This window comes from Porphyrobacter sp. AAP60 (genome assembly GCF_001296025.1).
In the GTDB taxonomy this organism is placed as follows: Bacteria; Pseudomonadota; Alphaproteobacteria; order Sphingomonadales; family Sphingomonadaceae; genus Erythrobacter.
The window spans coordinates 117,343-139,588 of sequence record NZ_LJHV01000004.1 but is presented as its reverse complement, the minus strand read 5'-3'; the positions used below and the strand labels follow the sequence as shown (position 1 = coordinate 139,588).

General features: G+C 62.9%; 22 protein-coding genes. 18 read left to right on the top strand and 4 right to left on the bottom strand.

The window, feature by feature from the left end:
• The first annotated feature begins 36 nt into the window (after positions 1-36).
• The 11 genes from purB to IP79_RS05335 all read left to right on the top strand — a co-directional run bounded on the left by purB (position 37) and on the right by IP79_RS05335 (position 8,829).
• A complete protein-coding gene (gene purB, locus IP79_RS05385) occupies positions 37-1,347 on the top strand; it encodes an adenylosuccinate lyase (protein WP_054118247.1) in 1,311 nt (436 codons plus the stop codon).
• Positions 1,348-1,444: 97 nt separating this feature from the next.
• Entirely contained in the window at positions 1,445-1,825 is a 381-nt protein-coding gene (locus IP79_RS05380) for a hypothetical protein (protein WP_054118246.1), read from the top strand.
• Positions 1,822-2,496, top strand: a complete 675-nt coding sequence (gene pyrF / locus IP79_RS05375; protein WP_054118245.1) for an orotidine-5'-phosphate decarboxylase — start codon at positions 1,822-1,824, stop codon at positions 2,494-2,496. Before IP79_RS05380 ends, pyrF begins: the two co-directional genes overlap by 4 nt.
• A gap of 12 nt (positions 2,497-2,508) precedes the next feature.
• Positions 2,509-2,820 carry a hypothetical protein gene (locus IP79_RS05370; protein WP_054118244.1) on the top strand — a complete coding sequence of 104 codons (312 nt, stop codon included), beginning with the start codon at positions 2,509-2,511 and terminating at the stop codon, positions 2,818-2,820.
• Between the two features lie 35 nt (positions 2,821-2,855).
• Complete coding sequence (locus tag IP79_RS05365) at positions 2,856-3,218, top strand: VOC family protein (protein ID WP_054118243.1); 363 nt, start codon at positions 2,856-2,858, stop codon at positions 3,216-3,218.
• A gap of 6 nt (positions 3,219-3,224) precedes the next feature.
• The gene (locus tag IP79_RS05360) at positions 3,225-3,731 is read left to right on the top strand and encodes a GNAT family N-acetyltransferase (RefSeq protein WP_054118242.1); all 507 of its coding nucleotides are present in this window, start codon (positions 3,225-3,227) and stop codon (positions 3,729-3,731) included.
• Positions 3,732-3,740: 9 nt separating this feature from the next.
• A complete protein-coding gene (locus tag IP79_RS05355) occupies positions 3,741-4,376 on the top strand; it encodes a phosphoribosylanthranilate isomerase (RefSeq protein WP_054118241.1) in 636 nt (211 codons plus the stop codon).
• An 84-nt stretch (positions 4,377-4,460) separates the two neighbouring features.
• A complete protein-coding gene (gene trpB, locus IP79_RS05350) occupies positions 4,461-5,675 on the top strand; it encodes a tryptophan synthase subunit beta (RefSeq protein WP_054118240.1) in 1,215 nt (404 codons plus the stop codon).
• Positions 5,676-5,847: 172 nt separating this feature from the next.
• On the top strand, positions 5,848-6,642 hold the full coding sequence (gene trpA / locus IP79_RS05345; RefSeq protein WP_054118239.1) for a tryptophan synthase subunit alpha: 795 nt from the start codon (positions 5,848-5,850) through the stop codon (positions 6,640-6,642).
• Positions 6,639-7,490: an acetyl-CoA carboxylase, carboxyltransferase subunit beta gene (gene accD, locus IP79_RS05340; RefSeq protein ID WP_054118238.1), complete on the top strand. Its 852-nt coding sequence runs from the start codon at positions 6,639-6,641 to the stop codon at positions 7,488-7,490. Before trpA ends, accD begins: the two co-directional genes overlap by 4 nt.
• 13 nt (positions 7,491-7,503) lie before the next feature.
• Positions 7,504-8,829 carry a bifunctional folylpolyglutamate synthase/dihydrofolate synthase gene (locus IP79_RS05335; RefSeq protein WP_054118237.1) on the top strand — a complete coding sequence of 442 codons (1,326 nt, stop codon included), beginning with the start codon at positions 7,504-7,506 and terminating at the stop codon, positions 8,827-8,829.
• A gap of 3 nt (positions 8,830-8,832) precedes the next feature.
• On the opposite strand, the gene IP79_RS05330 is transcribed toward IP79_RS05335, so the two are convergent.
• The gene (locus IP79_RS05330) at positions 8,833-10,548 is read right to left on the bottom strand and encodes an AmpG family muropeptide MFS transporter (protein ID WP_054118236.1); all 1,716 of its coding nucleotides are present in this window, start codon (positions 10,546-10,548) and stop codon (positions 8,833-8,835) included.
• Between the two features lie 72 nt (positions 10,549-10,620).
• On the opposite strand from IP79_RS05330, the gene IP79_RS05325 reads away from it, so the two are divergent.
• From IP79_RS05325 to rsmD, 3 genes are read left to right on the top strand one after another with little or no spacing between them, the layout of a single operon-like run.
• The gene (locus IP79_RS05325) at positions 10,621-11,781 is read left to right on the top strand and encodes an aromatic ring-hydroxylating oxygenase subunit alpha (RefSeq protein ID WP_054118235.1); all 1,161 of its coding nucleotides are present in this window, start codon (positions 10,621-10,623) and stop codon (positions 11,779-11,781) included.
• Between the two features lie 19 nt (positions 11,782-11,800).
• Complete coding sequence (locus IP79_RS05320; RefSeq protein WP_233994094.1) at positions 11,801-12,946, top strand: pseudouridine synthase; 1,146 nt, start codon at positions 11,801-11,803, stop codon at positions 12,944-12,946.
• Entirely contained in the window at positions 12,943-13,524 is a 582-nt protein-coding gene (rsmD, locus tag IP79_RS05315; RefSeq protein WP_054118234.1) for a 16S rRNA (guanine(966)-N(2))-methyltransferase RsmD, read from the top strand. The genes IP79_RS05320 and rsmD overlap by 4 nt, the downstream gene beginning before the upstream one ends.
• Here the strand turns inward: rsmD and IP79_RS05310 are convergent.
• A complete protein-coding gene (locus IP79_RS05310; protein WP_054118233.1) occupies positions 13,521-13,898 on the bottom strand; it encodes a hypothetical protein in 378 nt (125 codons plus the stop codon). The two genes, rsmD and IP79_RS05310, sit on opposite strands and share 4 nt — an antisense overlap.
• A gap of 275 nt (positions 13,899-14,173) precedes the next feature.
• Between IP79_RS05310 and IP79_RS05305 the strand changes: the two genes are divergently transcribed.
• Complete coding sequence (locus tag IP79_RS05305; protein ID WP_054118232.1) at positions 14,174-16,480, top strand: ATP-dependent helicase; 2,307 nt, start codon at positions 14,174-14,176, stop codon at positions 16,478-16,480.
• A 79-nt stretch (positions 16,481-16,559) separates the two neighbouring features.
• Complete coding sequence (locus IP79_RS05300) at positions 16,560-17,477, top strand: hypothetical protein (RefSeq protein ID WP_156318124.1); 918 nt, start codon at positions 16,560-16,562, stop codon at positions 17,475-17,477.
• 3 nt (positions 17,478-17,480) lie between these two features.
• Here the strand turns inward: IP79_RS05300 and IP79_RS05295 are convergent, their stop codons facing one another.
• A complete protein-coding gene (locus IP79_RS05295; protein WP_054118271.1) occupies positions 17,481-18,959 on the bottom strand; it encodes a DEAD/DEAH box helicase in 1,479 nt (492 codons plus the stop codon).
• Positions 18,960-19,112: 153 nt separating this feature from the next.
• Entirely contained in the window at positions 19,113-19,649 is a 537-nt protein-coding gene (locus IP79_RS05290) for a hypothetical protein (RefSeq protein WP_233994093.1), read from the bottom strand.
• A gap of 204 nt (positions 19,650-19,853) precedes the next feature.
• On the opposite strand from IP79_RS05290, the gene IP79_RS05285 reads away from it, so the two are divergent.
• Together IP79_RS05285 and IP79_RS05280 are read left to right on the top strand one after the other, a co-directional pair.
• Positions 19,854-21,323, top strand: a complete 1,470-nt coding sequence (locus IP79_RS05285; protein WP_054118229.1) for an FAD-binding oxidoreductase — start codon at positions 19,854-19,856, stop codon at positions 21,321-21,323.
• A 112-nt stretch (positions 21,324-21,435) separates the two neighbouring features.
• Complete coding sequence (locus IP79_RS05280) at positions 21,436-22,230, top strand: SapC family protein (RefSeq protein ID WP_054118228.1); 795 nt, start codon at positions 21,436-21,438, stop codon at positions 22,228-22,230.
• Positions 22,231-22,246: the final 16 nt, after the last annotated feature.

The following is a 22,246-nucleotide window of genomic DNA, read 5'->3' as shown; positions in this document are numbered from 1 at the left end:
ACCGCGCGGGCAACATCTGTCCGATCGGAGTCGAGAATGGTCCCCCGCTACGCCCGCCCAGCCATGACCGCCCTGTGGGAGCCGGAAGCGAAATATCGCATCTGGTTCGAGATCGAGGCGCACGCGACCGAAAAACTCGGCGAACTCGGCGTCGTCCCGCCTTCTGCCGCCAAGGCGCTGTGGGACTGGTGGGCGACCGATCCGGCGATTGACGTTGCTGCGATCGACGCGATCGAGGCCGTGACCAAGCATGACGTGATCGCCTTCCTCACCTGGGTCGCAGAACAGGTGGGCGACGAAGCCCGTTTCATGCATCAAGGCATGACCAGTTCCGATGTGCTCGACACCACGCTTTCGGTGCAACTCGCCCGCGCCACCGATATCCTGCTGGAAGACATGGACGGACTGCTTGCAGCGATCCGCACCCGCGCGGAAGAACACAAATACACGCCGACGATCGGCCGCAGCCACGGTATCCATGCAGAGCCTGTGACGTTCGGGCTGAAACTGGCGCAGGCCTATGCCGAGTTTGACCGCTGCCGTGACAGGCTGGTCGCCGCCCGCAAGGAAATCGCCACCTGCGCGATCAGCGGCGCGGTTGGCACCTTCGCCAACGTCGATCCGGCGGTCGAAGCACACGTGGCCGAAAAGCTGGGCCTCGCCATCGAGCCCGTCAGCACGCAGGTGATCCCGCGTGATCGCCACGCGATGTATTTCGCCACGCTCGCCGTGGTCGCGGGCAGCATCGAGCGGCTCGCCGTCGAAATCCGCCACCTGCAGCGCACCGAAGTGCTGGAGGCGGAGGAGTATTTCTCGCCCGGCCAGAAGGGCTCGAGCGCCATGCCGCACAAGCGCAACCCGATCCTGACCGAAAACCTCACCGGGCAGGCGCGCATGATCCGCGCCTATGCCCTGCCCGCGCTGGAGAATGTGGCGCTGTGGCACGAACGCGATATCTCGCATTCGTCGGTTGAACGCTTCATCGGGCCGGATGCCACCATTACGCTCGATTTCGCACTCGCTCGCCTGACCGGCGTGGTCGAAAAGCTGCTGGTTTACCCGGCGCGTATGCAGAAGAACCTCGATGCCATGGGCGGCCTTGTGCATTCGCAGCGGGTGCTCCTGGCGCTGACGCAGGCAGGCGTGAGCCGCGAGGATGCCTATGCCCTGGTGCAGCGCAACGCGATGAAGGTGTGGGAATCGGACGGCAGGCTGTCGCTGCTCGATCTGCTCAAGGGCGATGCTGATGTCACCGCCGCGCTTTCTCCGGCTGAGCTGGAGGAGAAATTCGACCTCGGCTACCATTTCCGCCACGTCGATACGATCTTCGAGCGCGTGTTCGGTTGACGCTGCGTTTGCTGGACATGCGGAACAAATCGCCTCATCCTCGCCTTTCGAGCGCCACGCACCTGCATTGCGCAGGCGATGAGGAGGCAAAGCGGCTGTGAAGATACTTCGGACCATCATCTGGGTGATCGCGGCGATCGGGTTCCTGATCTTTGCGGTCTATAACTGGAAGCCGGTCGAGCTGACCTTGTGGCAAAACCTGGTGCTGGAAACCAAGGTGCCGGTGCTGGCGATCGTGGCCTTTGCGGCGGGGTTCGTACCGATGTGGGCCGTGCATCGCAGCGTTGTATGGGGCCTCAACCGCCGCGTGCGTGCGCTGGAGAACTCGCTCAAGAACACCGCGATGGCCCGGCAGGCAGAACTGGCTACCGTTCCGGTTGCGGATACATCTGTGGATAAGCCCGGCAAAGGCACGGGCGATGGCAGCGATCCGTTCAGTCCGGCGGATGCCAGTTCCGATGGGGTGAGTGGCAAATGAGCAATCCGGTCTATCTCGCGCTTGATGTGCCCAGTCTCGAACCTGCGAAAACGCTGGTCAACAAGGTCAAGTCGCATATCGGCGGGGTGAAGCTGGGGCTGGAGTTTTTCTGCGCCCATGGCAGCCACGGCGTGCACGAAATTGCGCATCTGGGCTTGCCGATCTTCCTCGATCTGAAGTTTCACGACATTCCCAATACCGTCGCCAAGGCAATGCAGGCCATCCACGTTTACGAACCGGCGATCGTCACCGTACACGCCAGCGGCGGGCGCGCGATGATGGAGGACGCCAAGGCCGCGGCGGCAGCAGGCACCAAGGTGGTGGCGGTGACGATGCTTACCAGCCTCGATACCAATGATCTGACCGCCACCGGCGTGTATGGCAGCGCCGAAACGCAGGTGATGCGGCTGGCCGAGCTTGCCCATGCGGCGGGCCTCGACGGGATCGTGTGCTCCGGTCAGGAGGTGGGCATGGTCAGGAAGGCATGGCGCGACGGCTTCTTCGTCGTCCCCGGCCTCAGGCCCAACGGCGGCGGCACCGGAGACCAGAAGCGCGTGGTGACGCCGAGGCAGGCCCGCGACAACGGCGCGAGCGTGCTGGTGATAGGCCGCCCGATCGCCCGCGCCGACGATCCGGAGGCCGCAGCGCGCGCGATCGAGGCGACGCTTTGATCGGGGGCTGAAATGCTTACCGTCATTGGCGTGGGATTGATGTTTGCGGCGGGACTATTGGCTTATGCGTGGCGCAGGTGTTCCACTGGTCGCATCAGGGTGATCGGTGGCCTGCTTGTCGCATGCCTTCCGGCACTGGCGTTCTCCGGAGTTTGGGTCTGGTCAGAATTGGCAGATAAAACCCATGCTTTTCATGCCTTGCCACCCGAAGAAGGCGTGTCGATCTTCGAATTTCTGCTTGTCTTGCCAATCATCGTCGCGCCGTTCTGGTTGTTCGGAGCAATTTGCGGATACTTGCTGCGCCGGCCTATGAAGCGTCCATGACGCATGGCCGCGCCTGACGGGACTATGCACAGCCAATGACCGACCATTCCACCCCCAACCTGCCCGCGCGCGATTTTGCGGCGACGGCGGCGTTCTATGCCGCGCTCGGGTTCGAGGAAGACTACCGCTCGGACGGGTGGATGATCCTTTCGCGCGGCGGGGCGACGCTGGAATTTTTCCCCTACCCCGATCTCGATCCGTACCACAGTGCGTTCAGTTGCTGTCTCAGGCTTGATGATCTTGATGCGATGATGGCGCAGGTGCGGGAAAGCCATGTGCCCAATGCCCGCGTCGGCATCCCGCGCTTTCACCCACCGCAGCAGGAGGACAGCGGACTGAGCATCGCCTATCTCATCGACCCTGACGGCACGCTGCTGCGCCTGATCCAGAATGATTGACCGGCGATGACCGCCATCACCTCCGCCACGCCTGCAGATGCCCCCGCATTAAAGGCCCTGCTCGAAGCCGCCTATCGCGGTGATGCAGCGCGGCGCGGATGGAATCACGAGGCCGACATTCTCGACGATGAACGCATCGCGCCCGGCGAACTTGAGGCGCTGATGGCCGATCCGGCAGTAACGATCCTGACAGCGCGGGATGGGGCAGACCTCATCGGTTGTGTTGCCGTCACTGAGAAAGGCACGGCACTCGCCTATCTCGGGATGCTCTGCGTGGCACCTGATCTGCAATCATCAGGCCTCGGCCGGCAGCTGCTGGACGGGGCGGAAGAACACGCCCGCGCCGGCGGTATCGCCGCGATGGAAATGACTGTGATCGACAGCCGCGAGGCGCTGATTGCCTGGTACGAACGGCGCGGTTACCGGCGTACCGGCGAGACCCGCCCCTTCCCGGTGCTGCGCGATCCGCCGATTACCTTCGTGGTGCTGGAAAAGCCGCTCGGCCCGTCCTAGGGACACACCATGCCTTCCACCCTCGTCAAGATCTGCGGGCTATCGACTCCCGAAGCCCTTACCGCCGCAGTGCAGGCAGGGGCGAGCCATGTCGGGCTTGTCCATTTCGCCAAAAGCCCGCGCCACCTGTCCTTGGCGAATGCGGCGCGGCTGCGCGATCTGGTGCCGCCTGCTGTCAAGGTCGTGCTGCTGATGGTGAACCCATCGCCCGCGCTGCTGGCCGAAGCGGTGCGCGAGGTGCGCCCTGACGTGGTGCAGTTTCATGGTAGCGAAATGCCCGAGACCCTCGCCCGCTTCCGGGCTGAGACCGGCACCGAGGCATGGCGCGCTTTGGGTGTGCGTGATGCGAATTCGCTGGCCGACGCGGAGCGGTTCCACGGCGCGGCGGATATGCTGCTTTTCGATGCGCCCGCCAGCGGGTTGCCGGGCGGCAATGGCACGCGTTTCGATTGGGATCTGTTGCGCGCCTATAAGGCACCGACTCCGTGGGGCCTCGCAGGAGGGCTGACCCCGTCTAATGTTGCCGAGGCGATCCGGCTGACAGGTGCGCCGCTGGTCGACACGTCCTCTGGCGTCGAAAGCGCACCCGGCATCAAGGACGTGGACAGAATCGCGGCCTTCTGCAAAGCGGCCCAAACCGCCTAACCCGTTCGCCTCGCGCTTAGTCGAGAGGCCATCCGCGCAACAAGTGTCTCGACTTCGCTCGACACGAACGGCATTGACCATTTGATGAACACGCACCTCAACTCCTTCCGCACCCAGCCTGATGATCGCGGCCATTTCGGCCAGTTCGGCGGGCGCTATGTCGCTGAAACGCTGATGCCGCTGGTGCTCGATCTGGAGCGCGAATATCGCGCCGCGCAGGCCGATCCCGCATTTCAGGCCGAGTTCGACGATCTGCTCGAACATTACGTCGGCCGCCCCAGCCCGCTTTATTTCGCGCCTCGCATCACCGAAGAGCTGGGCGGCGCGCAGGTGTGGTTCAAGCGCGACGAGCTCAATCACACCGGCGCGCACAAGATCAACAATTGCATCGGCCAGATCCTGCTCGCCATGCGGATGGGCAAGACCCGCATCATCGCCGAAACCGGCGCGGGCCAGCACGGGGTCGCCACCGCTACCGTCTGCGCACGCTTCGGCCTGCCTTGCGTGATCTACATGGGGGCAGAGGACGTCGCGCGCCAATCGCCCAACGTTTTCCGCATGAAGCTGCTCGGCGCGGAAGTCATCCCCGTCACCAGCGGCGGCGCGACGCTGAAAGACGCAATGAACGAAGGGCTGCGCGACTGGGTCGCGAACGTCCACGACACCTTCTACATCATCGGTACGGCAGCGGGCCCGCATCCGTACCCTGAGATGGTCCGCAACTTCCAGAGCGTGATCGGCAAGGAAGCCCGCGCGCAGATGCTTTCCCGCGTGGGCCGCCTGCCCGATCTGCTGGTTGCCTGCATCGGCGGCGGGTCGAACGCGCTGGGGCTGTTCCACCCGTTCCTCGATGATGCGGACGTGAAGATGCTGGGTGTCGAAGCGGCGGGGCATGGCTTGGATGGCGATCAGCACGCCGCCAGCCTGCTCGGCGGATCGCCCGGCGTGCTCCACGGCAACCGCACCTACCTGCTGCAGGACGAGGACGGCCAGATCACCGAAGGCCACTCGATCAGCGCCGGTTTGGATTACCCCGGCATCGGCCCGGAGCACGCATGGCTGAAGGAATCGGGCCGCGTTGAATACACCGCCGTCACCGATGACGAGGCGCTGGAGGGGTTCCAGCTGCTCTGCCGCACCGAGGGGATCATTCCCGCGCTGGAACCCTCGCACGCCATTGCCGCCGTAGCGAAGGTCGCGCCGACCATGCCGAAGGACAGCATCGTGCTGATGAATCTGTGCGGGCGCGGCGACAAGGACATCTTTACGGTGGCTGAGAAGCTGGGGGTTGAGCTTTGAATTTGCGGAAGTTTGCCTCAGCAATAATTGCCCTGACAGCCGTTGGCGGTCTCATTCTCCGGGTCGCCGGAGTTGTGCGCGAAAATAGCTACTGGCACGGCACTGGATTCGTAATCATCCTCATCGCTGTCGCTGTTCTGATTTTGTCGGACAGACAGGAAGTAAAAGACAAATGACCCGCCTATCCACAACCTTCTCAGCCCCTCACCCTGCACTCGTCTGCTTCATCACCGCAGGCGATGGCGACACTGCGGCCAACCTCGATGCGCTGGTCGAAGCCGGCGCGGATGTGATCGAACTCGGCATGCCCTTCACCGATCCCATGGCTGATGGCCCCGCGATCCAGAGCGCCAATCTGCGCAGCCTCGGCGCGGGCACGACCACGGCGGACGTGCTGCGCTACGCGACCGACTTCCGCGCCCGACACCCAGACGTGCCGTTGGTTCTGATGGGCTATGCCAACCCCATGGTGCGGCGCGGGCCGGAGTGGTTTGCGCAAGCCGCTGCCGATGCGGGCGTGGACGGCGTCATCTGCGTCGACATTCCGCCCGAGGAGGACGACGCGCTCGGCCCGGCTTTGCGCGCGAAGGGCATTGCCCCGATCCGCCTCGCCACCCCGACGACCGATGCCGCGCGTCTGCCGCAGGTGCTCGAAGGGTCACAAGGCTTCCTCTACTACGTCTCGGTCGCCGGGATTACCGGCAAGCAGCAGGCGGTGCAGGCCAGCATCGAGGAAGCCGTGGCGCGGCTCAAGGCATCGACCGATCTGCCCGTCGCGGTCGGCTTCGGCGTGCGCACGCCCGAACAAGCAGCTGCCATCGCCAAGGTAGCAGACGGCGTTGTGGTCGGCTCAGCCCTGGTGGAAATCTGCGGCGAATATGGCGCTGCGGCTCCGGCCAAGCTAAAGGAACTCACCTCCGCCCTAGCCCACGCGGTCCACACCGCCCGTCAGGAGCAAACCGCATGAACTGGTTCACCCGCGTCCGCAGCACGCTCGGCTTCAGCAACGAGAAGAAGACCACGGAGAAGGATCTGTGGATCAAGTGCCCCTCGTGCCAGGAAATGCTGTTCGTCGCCGAGTATGAGGACAACCTCAGCGTCTGCCCGAAATGCGAATATCATGGGCGGATCGGTGCGGATGCGCGGCTTGGGCTGTTGCTTGATCCCGGCTTTGAAATCCTGCCACTGCCCAAGGTCACCGAAGACCCGCTGGGCTTCAAGGACACCAAGAAATACACCGACCGCCTGAAAGCCGCGCGCGCCGCGAACCCGCATGAGGATGCCTTCGTGGTCGGTTCCGGCACCATCGAGACCCGCCCCGCCGTGGTCGGGGTGCAGGACTTCAGCTTCATGGGCGGATCGATGGGCATGGCCGTGGGGCAGGCCTTTTGCGAAGGCGCGCAGAAGGCGCTGGATCGCGGCTGTGCCTATATCGTGGTGACGGCAGCGGGCGGGGCACGGATGCAGGAGGGGATCCTGTCCCTGATGCAGATGCCGCGCGCGACGGTGATGACGCGGCGGCTGAAGCAGGCCGGATTGCCCTATATCGTCGTTCTGACCGATCCTACCACCGGCGGGGTGACCGCCAGTTACGCCATGCTCGGCGACATCCACATTGCTGAACCGGGCGCATTGATCGGCTTTGCAGGCCAGCGCGTCATTCAGGACACGATCCGCGAACAGCTGCCCGAAGGCTTCCAGCGCGCCGAATATTTGCACAAGCACGGCATGGTCGACATGGTCGTGCCGCGCTGGGAGTTGAAGGCGACGCTGGCACAGGTGCTCGATTATCTCCAGCCGGTGAAGGCGGCGTAACCCGCCACTTGCCGTGAAGCCGCTCGATTTCGGACGGTCGGATGACCCGCGCGTTCAGGCCCAGCTTGACCGGCTGAGCGCGCTGAGCGTTCCGCAGGGGCGACTGGGGCTTGAGACAATCCGTTCGCTGATGGAGCGCCTCGGCAACCCGCACCGCAAGCTGCCGCCGGTTTTCCATGTAGCAGGCACCAATGGCAAGGGATCGACCTGCGCCTTCCTGCGCGCGATGCTGGAGGCGGAAGGGTATCGCGTCCACGTCACCACCTCGCCGCATCTGGTGCGCTACAATGAACGCATCCGGCTGGCAGGAGAGTTGATCTCGGACGCTGAATTGGCGGCAATTCTGGCCGAAGTGCTGGATGTGAGCGCGGATCTTGGCCCCAGTTTCTTCGAAGTCACGATCGCCGCCGCCTTCCTCGCCTTCAGCCGCACGCCTGCCGATGCTTGTGTGGTCGAAGTCGGCATGGGCGGGCGCTTCGACGCGACCAATGTGCTGGAGCCCGAAGCGCTGGCCGCCTGCGGGATCGCGGCACTGGGCCTCGATCACGAACGCTTCCTGCTGGCACCGGAGGAAGGCGTGCCGACCGGGCCAATGGCGCGCATTGCGTTCGAGAAGGCGGGGATTGCGAAGAAGGGTGTGCCGCTGGTGACCATGGGAGGATTCTATCCGCCAGAAGCGCAGGCGGCGATTGCAGAGACCACCGTGCGGGTTGGTTCACCGCAGTTCGAGCTGACTGGCGAGCGCACGGACGACGACGCCTTCAATGGGCGGGGTCACCTCTACTACCGCGACCTTTATTGGGAAGATCTGGCCTACCCACCGCCGGACCTTGGTGGTGAGCACCAATATGCAAACGCCGCGCTGGCAATGACCATGCTTTCCGTTCAATCACGCCTCGCAATCAGTTCGCAAAGCATAAGGAACGGGCTGCGTTCCACCCGCTGGCCCGCGCGGATGCAGCGCCTTGGCGCTGGTCCTCTGACAACGCTTGTTCCAGAACAGTCCGTTTGGCTCGACGGTGGCCACAACCCCAGCGCAGGTGCAGCAATCGCTGCACATTTCGACGGGCCGCTACACCTCGTTATCGGCATGATCGAGGGCAAAGACCCCCGCGCGATCATCGAACCGCTCGGCGACCGGATACGCACCCTGACGGTGGTCCCCGTGCCAGGCCATGAGTGCTACCCGGCCAACGCCTTCGGTCCCGAAGCTAGAGCCGCCGGCGATGTTGAGGCCGCCCTGCTTGGCCTGCCTCCCGACGATTTCCCCATCCTCATCGCAGGCTCGCTCTACCTCGCGGGCGAGGTGCTGCGGTTGAACGATGAGCTACCCGACTGATAGCTATTCCGCAGGCACGACCTCGGGCGTAACCACACCGGCGGCGCGTCCAAACCGTACCTGCCGATACCATTCAGCAAGGCACAACGCGACCGCGACAAAGCCGATCAGCGTCGTCAGCACAAACACATCGAAATAGCCGCGATTCTCGATCATCTCGCCCAGCGCCCCGCGCCCCAGCGTCCCCACCAGCAGCGTCAGGGAAGACAGCAGCGCATACTGCACCGCGCTGTATTGCTTCGACACGATGGACGAAAGCCACGCGATATAGGCTGCGCCCGCGATGCCGATGGCGAGGTTTTCGAACATCACCGTGAAAGTCAGCTTCGCCAGCGCCGGACTACCGATCACCGGCACCTGCATGATTGCCCATGTAAAGCCCACCGCATCGCTCGCCGCCTGCATCCGCGCACCGCCAACTGCCAGATCGGCGTAAAGCAGATTGGTCAGCGCAGCCAGCAATGCACCCAGGGTCAGCGTCGCCATACGACCCATCACGGTTAGTAAATACCCGCCCAGCGCCAGCCCGGCGATGATCGCGCCGACGCCGAAGAATTTCGAAGCGAAGGCGACTTCATCATTGGTGTATGCGAGCTCGCCCAGATAAAACGGGTAAGCGAACGTTCCCCAGATCGCGTCGCAGATGCGATAGGTCAGCACCAGCGCAAGGATCAGGATGAGGCTCCAGCCGATCCGGCCAACGAACTCCACCAGCGGCAGAACCAGTGCACGGTAAAGATGATCCATTGCAAACCCTGCCCCGCTCGCAGGCGGCGCATCTTCGGCGAGCAGATTGTTTCCGTCACGCTTTTGCCCGTGCAGCCAGCCAGCCACCAGGGCCGGCACAACCACCGTAGCAACAATGATCCAAGGCCCCCAGTTCAGTGTGAAATCGGTCGGATTGGGACGCTGTTCGGGCGGAAAGGCGAGCGACATGACCATAAAGGTCAACACCACACCAATCGCTGCGGCCCACAGCACGCCGACCAGCATCAGCGCCCGCGCGCGAATTTCGGGGCGCAGTTCTCCGGCGCTGCGCAACGCCAGCAGTTGGGCATCGGATGCTGCATCATCATCCACATTGCCCACCTTGGTATCGGGCGCGAACAGGCCGAGCGCGCCGATACCAAGCAAGATCACACCCATCAGCGCGTAAGTTTCCGGCCAGCCGATCCGCGCTGCGATGATCAGACCAAACGCACCGCCCACCAGCGCGGCGAGACGGTAGCCCATCTGGTACACGGTCGAGAGGATATCGAGCGTGGCCTTCTCGTCGGCCACATCGATGCGCCAGGCGTTGATTGCAATGTCCTGCGTGGCGGATGCGAATGCGCCGATCCCGGCAAGCAAGGAAAACCAGCCAAGCTGGCTGACCGGATCGAGCAGGCTGAGCGTGACGAGGATCGTCCCCAGCAGCAATTGCGCCGGCACCATCCATTGCTTGCGTCGCCCCAATCGCGAGAAGCCTGCGATATTGGCCTTGTCGATCAATGGCGACCACAGGAACTGGAAAGCATAAGCCAGCCCGATCAGCGAAAAGACGCCCATCGTTTCCAGATCGACTTCTGCTTCGGACAGCCACGCATAGAGCGTGCCGAGAAACAACGCGAAGGGCAGCCCGCTGGCAAAGCCGAACAGCGCCATGTAGCCGGTCTTGCGCTGTCCCATTGCGCGAAAGACTGCGGCCCAGCCCGGCTTGCCGCCTTGCGCTTCAGCCATCGATTTCGATCCTTGTTCTTACGGTCATTTGCCTGCACCATTAGGCCGGGACGAGAGAATGAGCAAAGAGCGATGAACGCGCCCACAACAGATATGCCCAATTTGCGCCCCACACCGGGGCAATTGGCGCTGGCCGAGGCAATCCGCAGCGGCACTGGCAAAGTCGCAAGCGGAATGCAGACGGTTCCGGCGAGCAATTACACCTGCCTCGATCACTTCGCGCGCGAGAAAGCGGCGCTGTTTGATCGTCTGCCGCAGGTGCTTTGCCCCTCTGCCTTGTTGCCCGACCCCGGCATGGCTGTGCCGCATGATGCGACCGGCCGTCCGCTCCTGATCACCCGCGATGCTGGCGGCACGGCGCACGTCTTTCTCAACGTCTGCCGCCACCGCGGCACGCGGCTGGTCGAAGGCAGCGATGTGCAATGCGCCAAGCGGCTTGTGTGCCCTTATCACGCATGGACATACCGGCTCGACGGCGGTCTTATAGCGCTGCCCCGGCCCGAAACCTTTCCCGGATTGGACAAGGCTGATTATGGCCTGATCGAGCTGCCGAGTGTCGAGGCAGGCGGACTGATCTGGTTCGCGCCGACAGGCAACGCCGACTTCGGCGATGCCCGCGCGCTGGGCGCAGATCTTGCCGCTTTCGGGCTACCGGACACCCACCTGTTCCGGCGCAAAACGCACACGGTCAAAGGCAACTGGAAGCTGATCATGGATGCCTTCCTTGAAAGCTACCATGTCACCCGCTTGCACTCCGCAACCATTGGCCCGTTCTTCAAGGACGGGATTACTGCAGGCGACCAGATTGGCCCGCACCAGCGTTCTGCCGTAGGGCGGCTGGAGGAAATGGCAGAAGTTGATCTTACCGACATGGCCGCGCTGCGCCGGGTCGTAACCTTCGCCTATCAGTTGCTTCCCGCCACGATCATTGTGCCCAGCCCCGATTACATCAACATTATGGTGCTGATGCCGCAGGCGCATGACCTGACGCTGGTGGAAGACTTCATGCTCATTCCCGAAGCCCCAGCCACCGAAAAGGCGCTGGCGCACTGGGAGAAGAGCTGGAATCTGCTGGATGGGGGGGTATTCGCCTCTGAGGATTTCCGCGCAGCCGAACTCGGCCAGCAGGGCCTTGAAAGCGGCGCGATCAATCATCTGACGCTCGGCACACTGGAAGGCGGGATTGCGCGGTTCGACCAGATCGTGAGCGAAGCCTTGCGGGCGGCGAATTGAAGGCCTAGGCGCGGCGCCTATGCCAAGCCAGCCCCCCAGCTCCGACAGCCGCCCTGAAGGCGCCACAGATTCCGGGCCTCGCCCGGATGGCCAGCGCATTGCCAAGCTGCTTGCCCGCGCCGGTGTGGCCAGTCGCCGCGAAATCGAGCGGATGATTGCAGATGGGCGTGTGGCGCTGAATGGCACGGTGCTCGACACTCCGGCCACGATCCTGTCCAACCTCAAAGGCGTGACGGTGGATGGCAATCCGGTTTCTGCCGCCGAGGCCACAAGGCTGTTCGCTTTCCATAAGCCGACGGGCCTGATTACTGCAGAACGGGACATGGCGGGCCGCCCGACGATTTACACCGCGCTGCGCAATGCCCTGCCCGGCGGAACGCCGCGCCTGATGCCCGTGGGGCGTCTCGATTTGAATACCGAAGGGCTGTTGCTGCTCACCAATGATGGCGGGCTGAAGCGGATGATGGAGCTGCCATCGACCAAGGTGCCGCGCACTTACCGCGCCCGCGCCTTTGGCGAAGTGCAGCAAAGCCAACTTGAAGACCTGATCGAAGGCGTGGAAATCGATGGCGTGCGCTATGGCGCGATCGACGCCAATCTGGAACGCGGGACCGGCCGCAACGTGTGGGTCCAAATGACCATCACAGAAGGCAAGAACCGCGAAGTGCGCCGCGTGCTCGAATATCTCGGGCTGAAGGTCAACCGCCTGATCCGCACCGGATACGGCCCGTTCGATCTTGGCGATCTTCCGCGGGGTCAGGCTGTTGAACTGACCGGCAAGCCGGTGGCGCGGTTCCTGTCGGAAATGACCGGCGAACCGATCCCGCGCGGCGGGGTGAAGAAGGCAGACAAGGTCGAAATTTCGGCCCCTGTCAAAGCGCCGCGCCCGCCTCGTCCCCCGGCGCGCAAGGGCCCGTCCGCCCGCCCCGCGCCGCGCAAAGTTGCCGATGCTGCGGCTTCACCGCGCAAAGCCTCTGATGCGCCCGCAAGCAAAGATCGCAAAGCTCCAACTGGTTCGCCTGCACCGCGCAAAGGCGCCGAAACCCTGACCAATGCACCGCGCAAAGGTCGGGATGGGCCAAACACAACGCGCCCCGGATCCCGGTCGCGCAAGCGCCCGGCGCCAACACGCGGCAACACCCCGCCAAGGGCGCCGCGCAAATGAGAATCATTTCAGGGCAATGGCGCGGACGCAAACTTGTCGCACCAAAGGGTGATGCAACCCGCCCCACAGCCGACCGGATGCGCGAAACGCTGTTTTCGATGCTGACCAGCAGGTTGGGTGATTTCGATGGCTTGCAAGTGGCCGATTTGTTTGCCGGTTCGGGCGCGCTCGGGCTTGAAGCCCTGTCTCGCGGCGCGGCAAACTGCCTGTTCGTAGAGCAGGATCGCGCCGCAATCGATGCGATCCGCACCAATATTACAGCGCTTGGCGCCCAAACCAGCGCGCGAGTGGAGTCCAGTTCGGCCACACAATTGCGCGCAGCCTCGCAGCCGCTTGATCTTATCCTCGTCGACCCGCCCTATCGGTCAGGCACGGGCGCGGTGGCGCTTGACCGGTTGTTGCGGCTCGGCTGGATCGGCCCGCAAACGTGGATCAGCCTTGAAACCGCATTCAACGAAGATGTGGTGATAAAGGGCCTCGCCTGCGAAAGCGAACGCCGGGTCGGCAAGGGCAAGCTCAGCCTTTTCAGACTGGTCGAAACCCCGACCGACCCGGTTCCTATCGGGGACCCCGATTAGCTCTGTGCGGTGCCAGCGCGGCTTTCAATCTGCGCCCAGACCGATTCGCGCTGCGCCTCGGCCATCTGGCTCAGTGTGACCTTGTCGCTATCAGACAGTGCCCAGAACATCTGCTGACGCTCGTCGGTCAGCGAAAAGAAGTAGCTCTGGGTTTCGGCCGGCCATGCCTTGAACGCTGCCTGCTTGTCCTGCGGCCAGGTCTGCATCACTGCTTCCTGATCCGGCGTGATCGGCGCGGCCGGAGCGGCAGTTTCCTGCGTTGTCTCGGGTGGCATCGCTTCGATAGCGGCATCCTGCGCGGCGATCATCGCCGGGGTCATCACCAAGGCCATACCGATCCCGGCAAGGCCAAACTTATTCAGGTACTTATGCATGGGGTGTCTCCAATTTTCCAGGTTATCCCAAGCACAAACGAACGCGTATTCTTGGCCAGCCGCTCAGTCCCCTGCTGGCCGGACCACTCGAATATGGCGCACAATCGAACCGAAGCAATGCAAGCGGGTGTCCGGGTAACCCGTCGCGGAAACAGCCGGGCGCGAATTGTGGCTGAAAAGCGGCAGGGCGAAAATACATTCCCTGACTTGTGCGACATCGCTGCCTTGTGCGCTTGCCCGCGGCACCATTGTTCCCTACCTGTTCGCATGACATCATGAGTATCAATCTGCCCTCCCCCACGTCTGCGCAAGACAATGTCCCCGCCTATGCTGCGCGGTTGAACCCGCCGCAGCGCGCTGCCGTGCTTGCGACCGAAGGGCCGGTGCTGATGCTGGCAGGGGCTGGGACGGGCAAGACGGCTGCCCTTACTGCTCGCCTTGCCCATCTGGTGGCGACCCGGCGCGCCTACCCCTCGCAGATCCTGTGCGTAACATTCACCAACAAGGCCGCACGCGAGATGCGTGAGCGCGTGGCGCACCATCTTGGCCCGGGCGCCGAAGGGATCCCGTGGCTTGGCACGTTCCATTCAATCTGCGCCAAGATGCTGCGCCGCCATGCCGAACTGGTGGGCCTGCAAAGCAATTACACGATCATCGACACCGACGATCAGTTGCGCCTGCTGAAACAGCTGATCACCCAGGCCGATCTTGACGAGAAGCGCTGGCCAGCACGCCAGCTCGCCGGATTGATTGATCGCTGGAAGAACCGAGGGCTGAACCCGGCAGATCTCGATGCGGTCGAGAACGAAGCCTATGCCAACGGCAAGGGCGCAGCGCTTTATGCACGGTATCAGGCGCGGCTGAAGGAATTGAACGCCTGCGATTTCGGCGACCTGATGCTGCATATGCTGAACATCCTGCGCACCCATCACGACATCCTGACCGATTATCAGCGCCGCTTCCGCTATATCATGGTGGACGAATATCAGGACACGAACGCAGTCCAGTATCTGTGGTTGCGACTGCTGGCACAGGAGCACAAGAACATCTGTGTCGTCGGCGATGATGACCAGTCGATCTATTCGTGGCGCGGGGCGGAGGTCGCCAATATCCTGCGGTTCGAGAAAGATTTTCCGGGTGCGGAGGTGATCCGGCTGGAACAGAATTACCGCTCCACCCCGCACATCCTTGGCGCAGCCGCGGGCCTGATCCGCGCCAACAGCCAGCGCCATGACAAGACCCTGTGGACCGAGGTGAACGGCGGCGACAAGGTCAAGGTCATCGGCGTTTGGGACGCCCCCGAAGAGGCGCGCCGGGTGGGCGAGGAAATCGAGCGGCTGGAGCGCGAAGGGGCATCCCTCGGCCAGATCGCGATCCTGGTGCGCGCCCAATATCAGACCCGCGAATTCGAAGACCGCTTCATCCAGATCGGCGTGAATTACCGCATCATCGGCGGTTTCCGGTTTTACGAGCGCGCCGAAATCCGAGATGCACTGGCATACCTGCGCCTGATTGCTCAGCCACAAGACGATCTGGCATTTGAACGCATTCACAACCAGCCCAAACGCGGGCTCGGCGCAAAGGCGCTGGAAGCGATGCACAGCCACGCGCGCCGCACAGGCCTGCCGCTGGCTGCAGCTGCGCTGCAACTGGCCGACAGCGATGAATTGCCCAAGCGCAGCGCCATCACCATCGGCGGTTTGATGCGTCAGTTCCTGCACTGGCGCGCCGAGGCCGAGACGATGTCGCCCTCCGATCTGCTGCGGTTGGTGCTGGAGGAATCGGGTTACAATGCCATGCTGGCCGCGGATCGCACTCCGGAAAGCGCGGGCCGTGCCGAAAACCTGTCCGAACTCGCTCGCGCAATGGAAGAATACGAAACGCTGGGCGATTTCCTCGAACATGTCAGCCTGGTCATGGACAATGAACGCGCCGATGAAGGCGAGACTGTCACAATCATGACCATCCATGCCGCCAAGGGGCTGGAATTCGACAACGTCTTCTGTGTCGGCTGGGAAGAAGGCGTGTTCCCCAGTCAGCGCGCAATCGACGAAGGCGGGCTCGCCAGCCTCGAAGAAGAACGCCGCCTCGCCTATGTCGCGATCACCCGCGCACGGCGGCGCTGCGTGATCCTGCACGCTGCCAACCGCCGCATCTATGGTCAGTGGACGAGCTCCATCCCCTCACGCTTCATTGAAGATCTGCCGGAAGAGCATATCGATCAGGAAACCACCCTCACCGGCGGCGCATCGCTGTGGCGCGCCAACTGGAGCGAGCAGGAAGACCCCTTCGCCCATGTCGCGCGCGACCGCCCCGACCGCGCCCAGACTCGCGGCCCCGGTTGGCAACGGGCGTTGACCTCAGGCTACGACACCAAGCCTGCGCGGGTGCGCGAAAACACCCGGTCAGCCGCCAGCTTCGCCGCGCCTGCCCGCAGCGACATCGCGATTGGCGCGATGGTGAGCCATGACAAATTCGGCACCGGCTGCGTGATCGATCAGGAGGGTAACAAGCTCACCATCCTGTTCGAAGACGCGGGCGAGAAGCGGGTACTGGATAGTTTTGTGACCGTGGTGGGGTAGGTTACTGATATCAAAGCCTATTCAATGAATTCGAGGTCTGTTAGGCTGGCCGCAGCCCTCACTGATGGGAGCCTCAATCATGAAATCGCTACTGGTCGCCTTTGCCCTGTATTTGCCCGCCGCGCTCGCCGCACAGGGCGGCATGCCCGCCGATGATGCAGCCTGCACCGCGCCGGCAGGCTGGGACGAGGTCGTCGCACGCGATCCCGATTTCGTGGTTTTCGGCGAGTTGCATGGAACCCGCGAGGCTCCAGCGCTTGTTCAAAGTCTGATCTGCGCCGAAGCGAAACGGGAGCAGCGCATGCTACTCGCTGTCGAGCATTCCTCATGGCAAAATGCGGCGTGGCAGGAGGCATGGGCCTTGCCGCACGATGCGTTCCGCGCCGCGCTGCCCGATCTCGGCTGGCGCGGGCGCGATGACGGTGTGGCGAGCAAGGCGATGCTGGCGCTTGTGACGGGTGCTCATGCATTGAAGGATCAGGGCGCGGCGATCGACATCGTCGCTTTCAACGGCGCGCGCGACGATGCCCAGCGCGCCCGCTTTAACGATCTCCCTGCGCAAGGCCCGCACGAGGCGGCACAGGCCGAGAACATCGCCGAAGCTGCTGCGCTCAAGGACTATGACCGGGTGATCGTGCTGGTCGGCAACCTCCACGCCGAAATCGCGCCGCTCAGCATCGGCGGGCCGGATTTCGATCCGATGGCGGTGCGGCTGCGTAGCTATGGCTCGGTGCTCAGTCTCGGGATGCGGCATGCGGGCGGGGAAAATTGGAGCTGTCAGCTCGCCCCCGGAACCAAGCTCGCACCGGGGCAGGAGGTGACGGACGACATGATCACCTGCGCCGCCTCGCGGGCGGGCGCAGAAGGATCAAGCGACCGCGCGCCGCATATCACAGTCGGGAACCTTGCCGAGCCGCAGCTGGCGCGCCGGTTCGACGGCACCTTCTGGCTCGGCCCGATCAGCGCCTCACCCCCGGCGTTTCCGCCAGAAAAATAGAGCTTACCCAAAACCCACATCAAGAAAGTCCGGACGCGGGCCGTTCCATTCGCCAGCGGGGACGGGTTCATCATCCTCGGAGAACCGGCGGCGCGGTTTGCGTTCGTCGCTTACAGCGACACGGTCGGTGCGCTGGCCGGCCTTGTCACGGCGCGGGCGTTCGGCACGTTCCGGTTTCTGTGCACGCTCTTCGGGCGATGCCACTTCACTAGACTGTGTCACGTCCGCAGGCTTTTCACGTGGGGCGCGCTCTGAGCGGGCACGGCGGGGTTTGCGTTCGGCGCGTTCCTCGCGCGCTTCTTCTGCCGGCGCCTCTGCCTTGGCTGCTTCAGTTTTGGCCATCACTTCGGTCAGATCGACGCGCACGTCTTCCTTGCCGAACACCTTGATCGCGCTTCCGGTCAGCTTTTCGACATTGCTGATCGCCTCGGCATCTTCTTCGGATACAAAGGTGAATGCCCGGCCCTTCGCCCCCGCGCGGCCGGTGCGGCCAATGCGGTGGACGTAATCGTCAGGATGCCACGGCGTGTCGTAATTGAACACGTGGCTCACGCCCTTGATATCCAGCCCGCGTGCCGCAACGTCAGATGCGACGAGGATGTTGACCTCGCCCGCCTTGAACCGATCAAGTTCCTTGATCCGGCTCGACTGGTCCATGTCGCCGTGTATTTCCGACGACCGGAAGCCGAAGCGGGTCAGGCTCTGGTTCAACTCGCGCACCGTCGTCTTGCGGTTGGCAAAGATGATCGCGGTTTCCACCAGATCGTTCTCAAGGAACCAGCGCAGCGTGTCCTTCTTCGACCGCGACTTCACCGGCACCTTGAAGGCGGTGATATCGGCATTAGTGGTCGCGGCGCGCGTGGTTTCGATCCGCTTCGGATTGTTGAGGAACTTCTTCGCCAGCTTTTCGATCGGCGCCGGCATGGTGGCCGAAAACAGCATGGTCTGGCGGGTTTCGGGCAGCTTGGAACAGATAAATTCGATATCGGGAATGAACCCCATATCGAGCATCCGGTCAGCCTCGTCGATCACCAGCAGTTCGCAGCCGTTGAGCATGATCTTGCCGCGTTCGAAAAGGTCCATCAACCGGCCCGGCGTGGCAATCAGCACGTCGACCCCGTCAGACAGCGCCTTCAACTGGTCACCCATCTGAACGCCGCCGATGAGCAGCGCCATCTTGAGATCGTGGTTCTTGCCGTATTTCTCGAAATTCTCGGCCACCTGGGCTGCGAGTTCGCGCGTCGGTTCGAGGATCAGTGAACGCGGCATCAGCGCCCGTCTGCGGCCTGAAGCCATCACGTCGATCATGGGGAGCACGAAGCTTGCTGTCTTGCCGGTGCCGGTCTGGGCAATGCCGATCAGGTCGCGCATCATCAGCACAGTCGGGATGGCTTGCGCCTGGATCGCAGTCGGCGTGGTGTAGCCCGCGTCTTCGACGGCTTTGAGCAATTCGGGCGAAAGGCCGAGATCGGCGAAAGTCATGCGGTGTGTGGTGTCCGAGAATAGCGGGCAGGGTTGCTGCCGGGATTGCCGGCCTGCGGGCGCATCGCGCAGCATCAGGCCGCAGCGCCCATCCCCTAAATAGTGGCAAAAGTCAAGGAAACGCGCGGGCCTGCACCCGATAGCGCAAACAAATCAATCGCGCACTTCGACCAATTGGCGCATTGTATCGACTTCGCAACGGGCGCCGGTGCGTGATTGAAGCTTGTCGCGATCAACGCAAAGGCGGCCGTCCTTGCTCTTCTCGACATAAAATCCAGAGTAGAAGTCACGGGCGCGGCAAGCTTTTTCGAGATTGAGCGAAATCATTCGCTGATCCCGGAGAAACAGGACAAGCCGATTTCCGCTGCCGGTCTGCACACCTGCGATCCCGTCAAGGGCCACGCACTTTTCCTTTTTGCGCTCCTCGAACCGCGAGGAAACCGCACGCTGCGGCAATTCGGCAAACAAGCTCTGCCGGGCTGCCGGTGGCTGCGGTGCAATGCGCACAACCACGCGCTGCTCGATGCGGATTTGGCGCATGGTATCACCGCTGCGCAGAGCAGACAGCGGGTTCATGGGCAGTGCCGGATTCTGCGCAGAAGCGGCCTCGCATTGCCGGGCGGAAGGAGCAGGCGCGACATCAAGTTCCGCCACATTGCCTTCCGCCACGATCGGCAGCATCAGCGCCATCGGCGCCGCAAAGGCGACCAGGCTGTGCATGGTGCTGGAACTGTCTCCTAACAGGGCAATGATGCAACTGCACCAAAGCAGCGCCTTAACGGGGCATAACCACGCTTCGCCTTAGCCCGATCAATTGAACCGAGGCTTAACTGGGATACAGGCCTGCGTGAAATCGGTGGCACAAAGCCACGCAACTGTGGCATAGAGGACACAATGCAAAAGACCAGACAGCCACCCCCGCCCGACCGCGATTGTTCGGCCTTTCTCGCAGAAGTTTCAACGCTGCTTGGGCCGCGCGGGATAACCACTGACCCCGAAAGCATGGACGTGTGGCTGACCGATTGGCGGGGACGATACACTGGCAAGGCTGTGGCAATGGCCTCGCCCGCTTCCACCGCAGAAGTGGCCGCTCTGATTCGGCTGTGCGCTGCGCATCGGGTGCCGATTGTTCCGCAAGGAGGCAACAGCGGCATGGCCGGCGGCGCGACCCCGGATGCAACAGGCACCGCGCTGCTGCTGTCGTTGCGACGGATGAATGCAATTCGTGCGATTGATCCGCAAGCGGGACAGGTGGTGTGCGAAGCGGGGCTGATCCTGCAAAACCTTCACGATGCGGCCGAGACTGAGGGGATGCGCTTTCCGCTCACGCTTGGCGGTAAAGGTTCAGCTACGATCGGCGGACTGATCGCCACCAATGCCGGCGGCACACAGGTTCTGCGTCATGGCACCATGCGTGCTCAGGTACTGGGGCTGGAGGCGGTGCTGGCTGATGGCACAGTGCTCGATACACTCACCCCGCTCAAGAAGGACAATCGCGGGTTTGATCTCAAGCAGTTGATGATCGGGTCCGAAGGAACGTTAGGCATCGTAACTGCTGCCACGTTGCGGCTGCTGCCTGCCGCAGTGGGCCGCGCCACCGCCTGGGTTGGGCTGGACGGCATCATCGAGGCGCGCACCCTGCTGCGGCAGACGGAACGCACACTTGGCGATGCGCTGGAAGGTTTCGAAGTTGTCCCGGCTCATTGCCTTGCATCGGTGCTTGCGCACCAGCCGACGGCACGCGCACCCTTGGCTGAAAGCCATGCGTGGAATGCGCTGATCGAATGCGTGTCACCCGTCCGCGATAGTGCGACGGTGCGGGAGGCGCTCGAAACGGCACTGGGAACCGCGCTCGAGGAAGGGCTGATCACCGATGCCGTGATCGCCGCCAACGAAACACAGGCAGAGGATTTCTGGGCCTTGCGCGACGGGATCTCTGCTGCCGAACGCGCATTAGGCCCGGCGATGCAACACGACATTTCCGTGCCTGTCGAGAAAATGCCAGAATTCATCCTCGCCGCCGCGCCCGCGCTCGAGACCGCCTTTCCCGGTACACGGGCTCTGGCTTTCGGGCATCTGGGCGATGGCAATGTGCACTTCCATGTCATGGCGCCCGAAGGTGCAGTGCGCGGAGTGTGGGAGAAAACCGAGGGCAAGGCCGTTTCGGCGCGGGTCTATGATCTTGTCACCCAATGGGGCGGATCGATCAGTGCCGAACACGGCATCGGACAGATGAAGGTGGACGACCTTGCCCGCCTGCACGATCCGGCAGCGCTGGCAGTGATGCGGCGCATCAAGGCTGCGCTCGATCCCGACAATCTGCTCAATCCCGGGAAACTGCTTCACTCTCCCCCAGCCGTGTGATCCTCGCAGCTTGCGCGGCTCGGCGCAAACGCTTAAGGGCCGCGCTTTCGGCGGGGCGTTCCATTTCCGCTGAGGGGATCATCGACCACCGCTTTTTTCCGGAGACGACGTCATGGCCAGCGCGCCGCAACCGCAACTTCCGCTGTTCTACAACGACCTTCTGCCGCTCAACAGCCGCGATCATGCAGACTGGAAAGCCGGCACGCTGGAAAGCGCAGCCTATCTCGCCGCGACCCACGCAATCCCGCTGACCACCGACGAATTCGTTGATGCGCAGCGCCATTTCCCGATCGTTTTCACCTCTGGGGACACCCCGCTGCCGATCGCATTGTTCGGCCTGAACGAAGGCGTGAATACCTTTGTGGGCGATGACAACAAGATCAACGAAGCTATCTATTTGCCCGCCTACGCGCGCCGGTATCCCTTCATCCTCGCGAAGCTTCAGCAGGGCAGCGAAGACATGTCGCTGTGCTTCGATCCCAGCGCGAACCTGGTTCGCAAGGCTGAGGATGGTCTGGCACTGTTCGATGATGCCGGTCAGCCGACCGAGTACACGCAAGGTGTGCTGGATTTCTGCCGCCGCTTTGAAGAAGCTGGTATGCGCACCAAGCAGTTTATGGAAGAACTCGGCAAGCTCGACATCATGATGGACGGCGAAATTGCTATCACCCGCAACGACATGCCCGACAAGCCGTTCATCTACCGCGGTTTCCGCATGGTCGATGAAAACAAGCTGCGCGAACTTTCGGCAGAAGCGCTTGATGGCCTCGCCAAGAATGGCATGCTGATGCTGATCTATGCGCACCTGTTCTCGCTTAATCTGATGCGTACGATCTTCGAACGCCAGCTGGCCCAGGGCCGTGTGCCGATGCCGGCTGAAGGCGCTTCGGCTCCAACACTGAACTAATCGGACACACGGGGCG

Bases quoted from the DNA above. Each gene is read 5' to 3' on its own strand.
- purB (WP_054118247.1), top strand. From the start codon at position 37: ATGGTCCCCCGCTACGCCCGCCCAGCCATGACCGCCCTGTGGGAGCCG.
- pyrF (WP_054118245.1), top strand. From the start codon at position 1,822: ATGAGCAATCCGGTCTATCTCGCGCTTGATGTGCCCAGTCTCGAACCT.
- IP79_RS05370 (WP_054118244.1), top strand. From the start codon at position 2,509: ATGCTTACCGTCATTGGCGTGGGATTGATGTTTGCGGCGGGACTATTG.
- IP79_RS05365 (WP_054118243.1), top strand. From the start codon at position 2,856: ATGACCGACCATTCCACCCCCAACCTGCCCGCGCGCGATTTTGCGGCG.
- IP79_RS05360 (WP_054118242.1), top strand. From the start codon at position 3,225: ATGACCGCCATCACCTCCGCCACGCCTGCAGATGCCCCCGCATTAAAG.
- IP79_RS05355 (WP_054118241.1), top strand. From the start codon at position 3,741: ATGCCTTCCACCCTCGTCAAGATCTGCGGGCTATCGACTCCCGAAGCC.
- trpB (WP_054118240.1), top strand. From the start codon at position 4,461: ATGAACACGCACCTCAACTCCTTCCGCACCCAGCCTGATGATCGCGGC.
- trpA (WP_054118239.1), top strand. From the start codon at position 5,848: ATGACCCGCCTATCCACAACCTTCTCAGCCCCTCACCCTGCACTCGTC.
- accD (WP_054118238.1), top strand. From the start codon at position 6,639: ATGAACTGGTTCACCCGCGTCCGCAGCACGCTCGGCTTCAGCAACGAG.
- IP79_RS05330 (WP_054118236.1), bottom strand. From the start codon at position 10,548: ATGGCTGAAGCGCAAGGCGGCAAGCCGGGCTGGGCCGCAGTCTTTCGC.
- IP79_RS05325 (WP_054118235.1), top strand. From the start codon at position 10,621: ATGAACGCGCCCACAACAGATATGCCCAATTTGCGCCCCACACCGGGG.
- IP79_RS05320 (WP_233994094.1), top strand. From the start codon at position 11,801: ATGCCAAGCCAGCCCCCCAGCTCCGACAGCCGCCCTGAAGGCGCCACA.
- rsmD (WP_054118234.1), top strand. From the start codon at position 12,943: ATGAGAATCATTTCAGGGCAATGGCGCGGACGCAAACTTGTCGCACCA.
- IP79_RS05310 (WP_054118233.1), bottom strand. From the start codon at position 13,898: ATGCATAAGTACCTGAATAAGTTTGGCCTTGCCGGGATCGGTATGGCC.
- IP79_RS05305 (WP_054118232.1), top strand. From the start codon at position 14,174: ATGAGTATCAATCTGCCCTCCCCCACGTCTGCGCAAGACAATGTCCCC.
- IP79_RS05300 (WP_156318124.1), top strand. From the start codon at position 16,560: ATGAAATCGCTACTGGTCGCCTTTGCCCTGTATTTGCCCGCCGCGCTC.
- IP79_RS05295 (WP_054118271.1), bottom strand. From the start codon at position 18,959: ATGACTTTCGCCGATCTCGGCCTTTCGCCCGAATTGCTCAAAGCCGTC.
- IP79_RS05290 (WP_233994093.1), bottom strand. From the start codon at position 19,649: ATGGCGCTGATGCTGCCGATCGTGGCGGAAGGCAATGTGGCGGAACTT.
- IP79_RS05285 (WP_054118229.1), top strand. From the start codon at position 19,854: ATGCAAAAGACCAGACAGCCACCCCCGCCCGACCGCGATTGTTCGGCC.
- IP79_RS05280 (WP_054118228.1), top strand. From the start codon at position 21,436: ATGGCCAGCGCGCCGCAACCGCAACTTCCGCTGTTCTACAACGACCTT.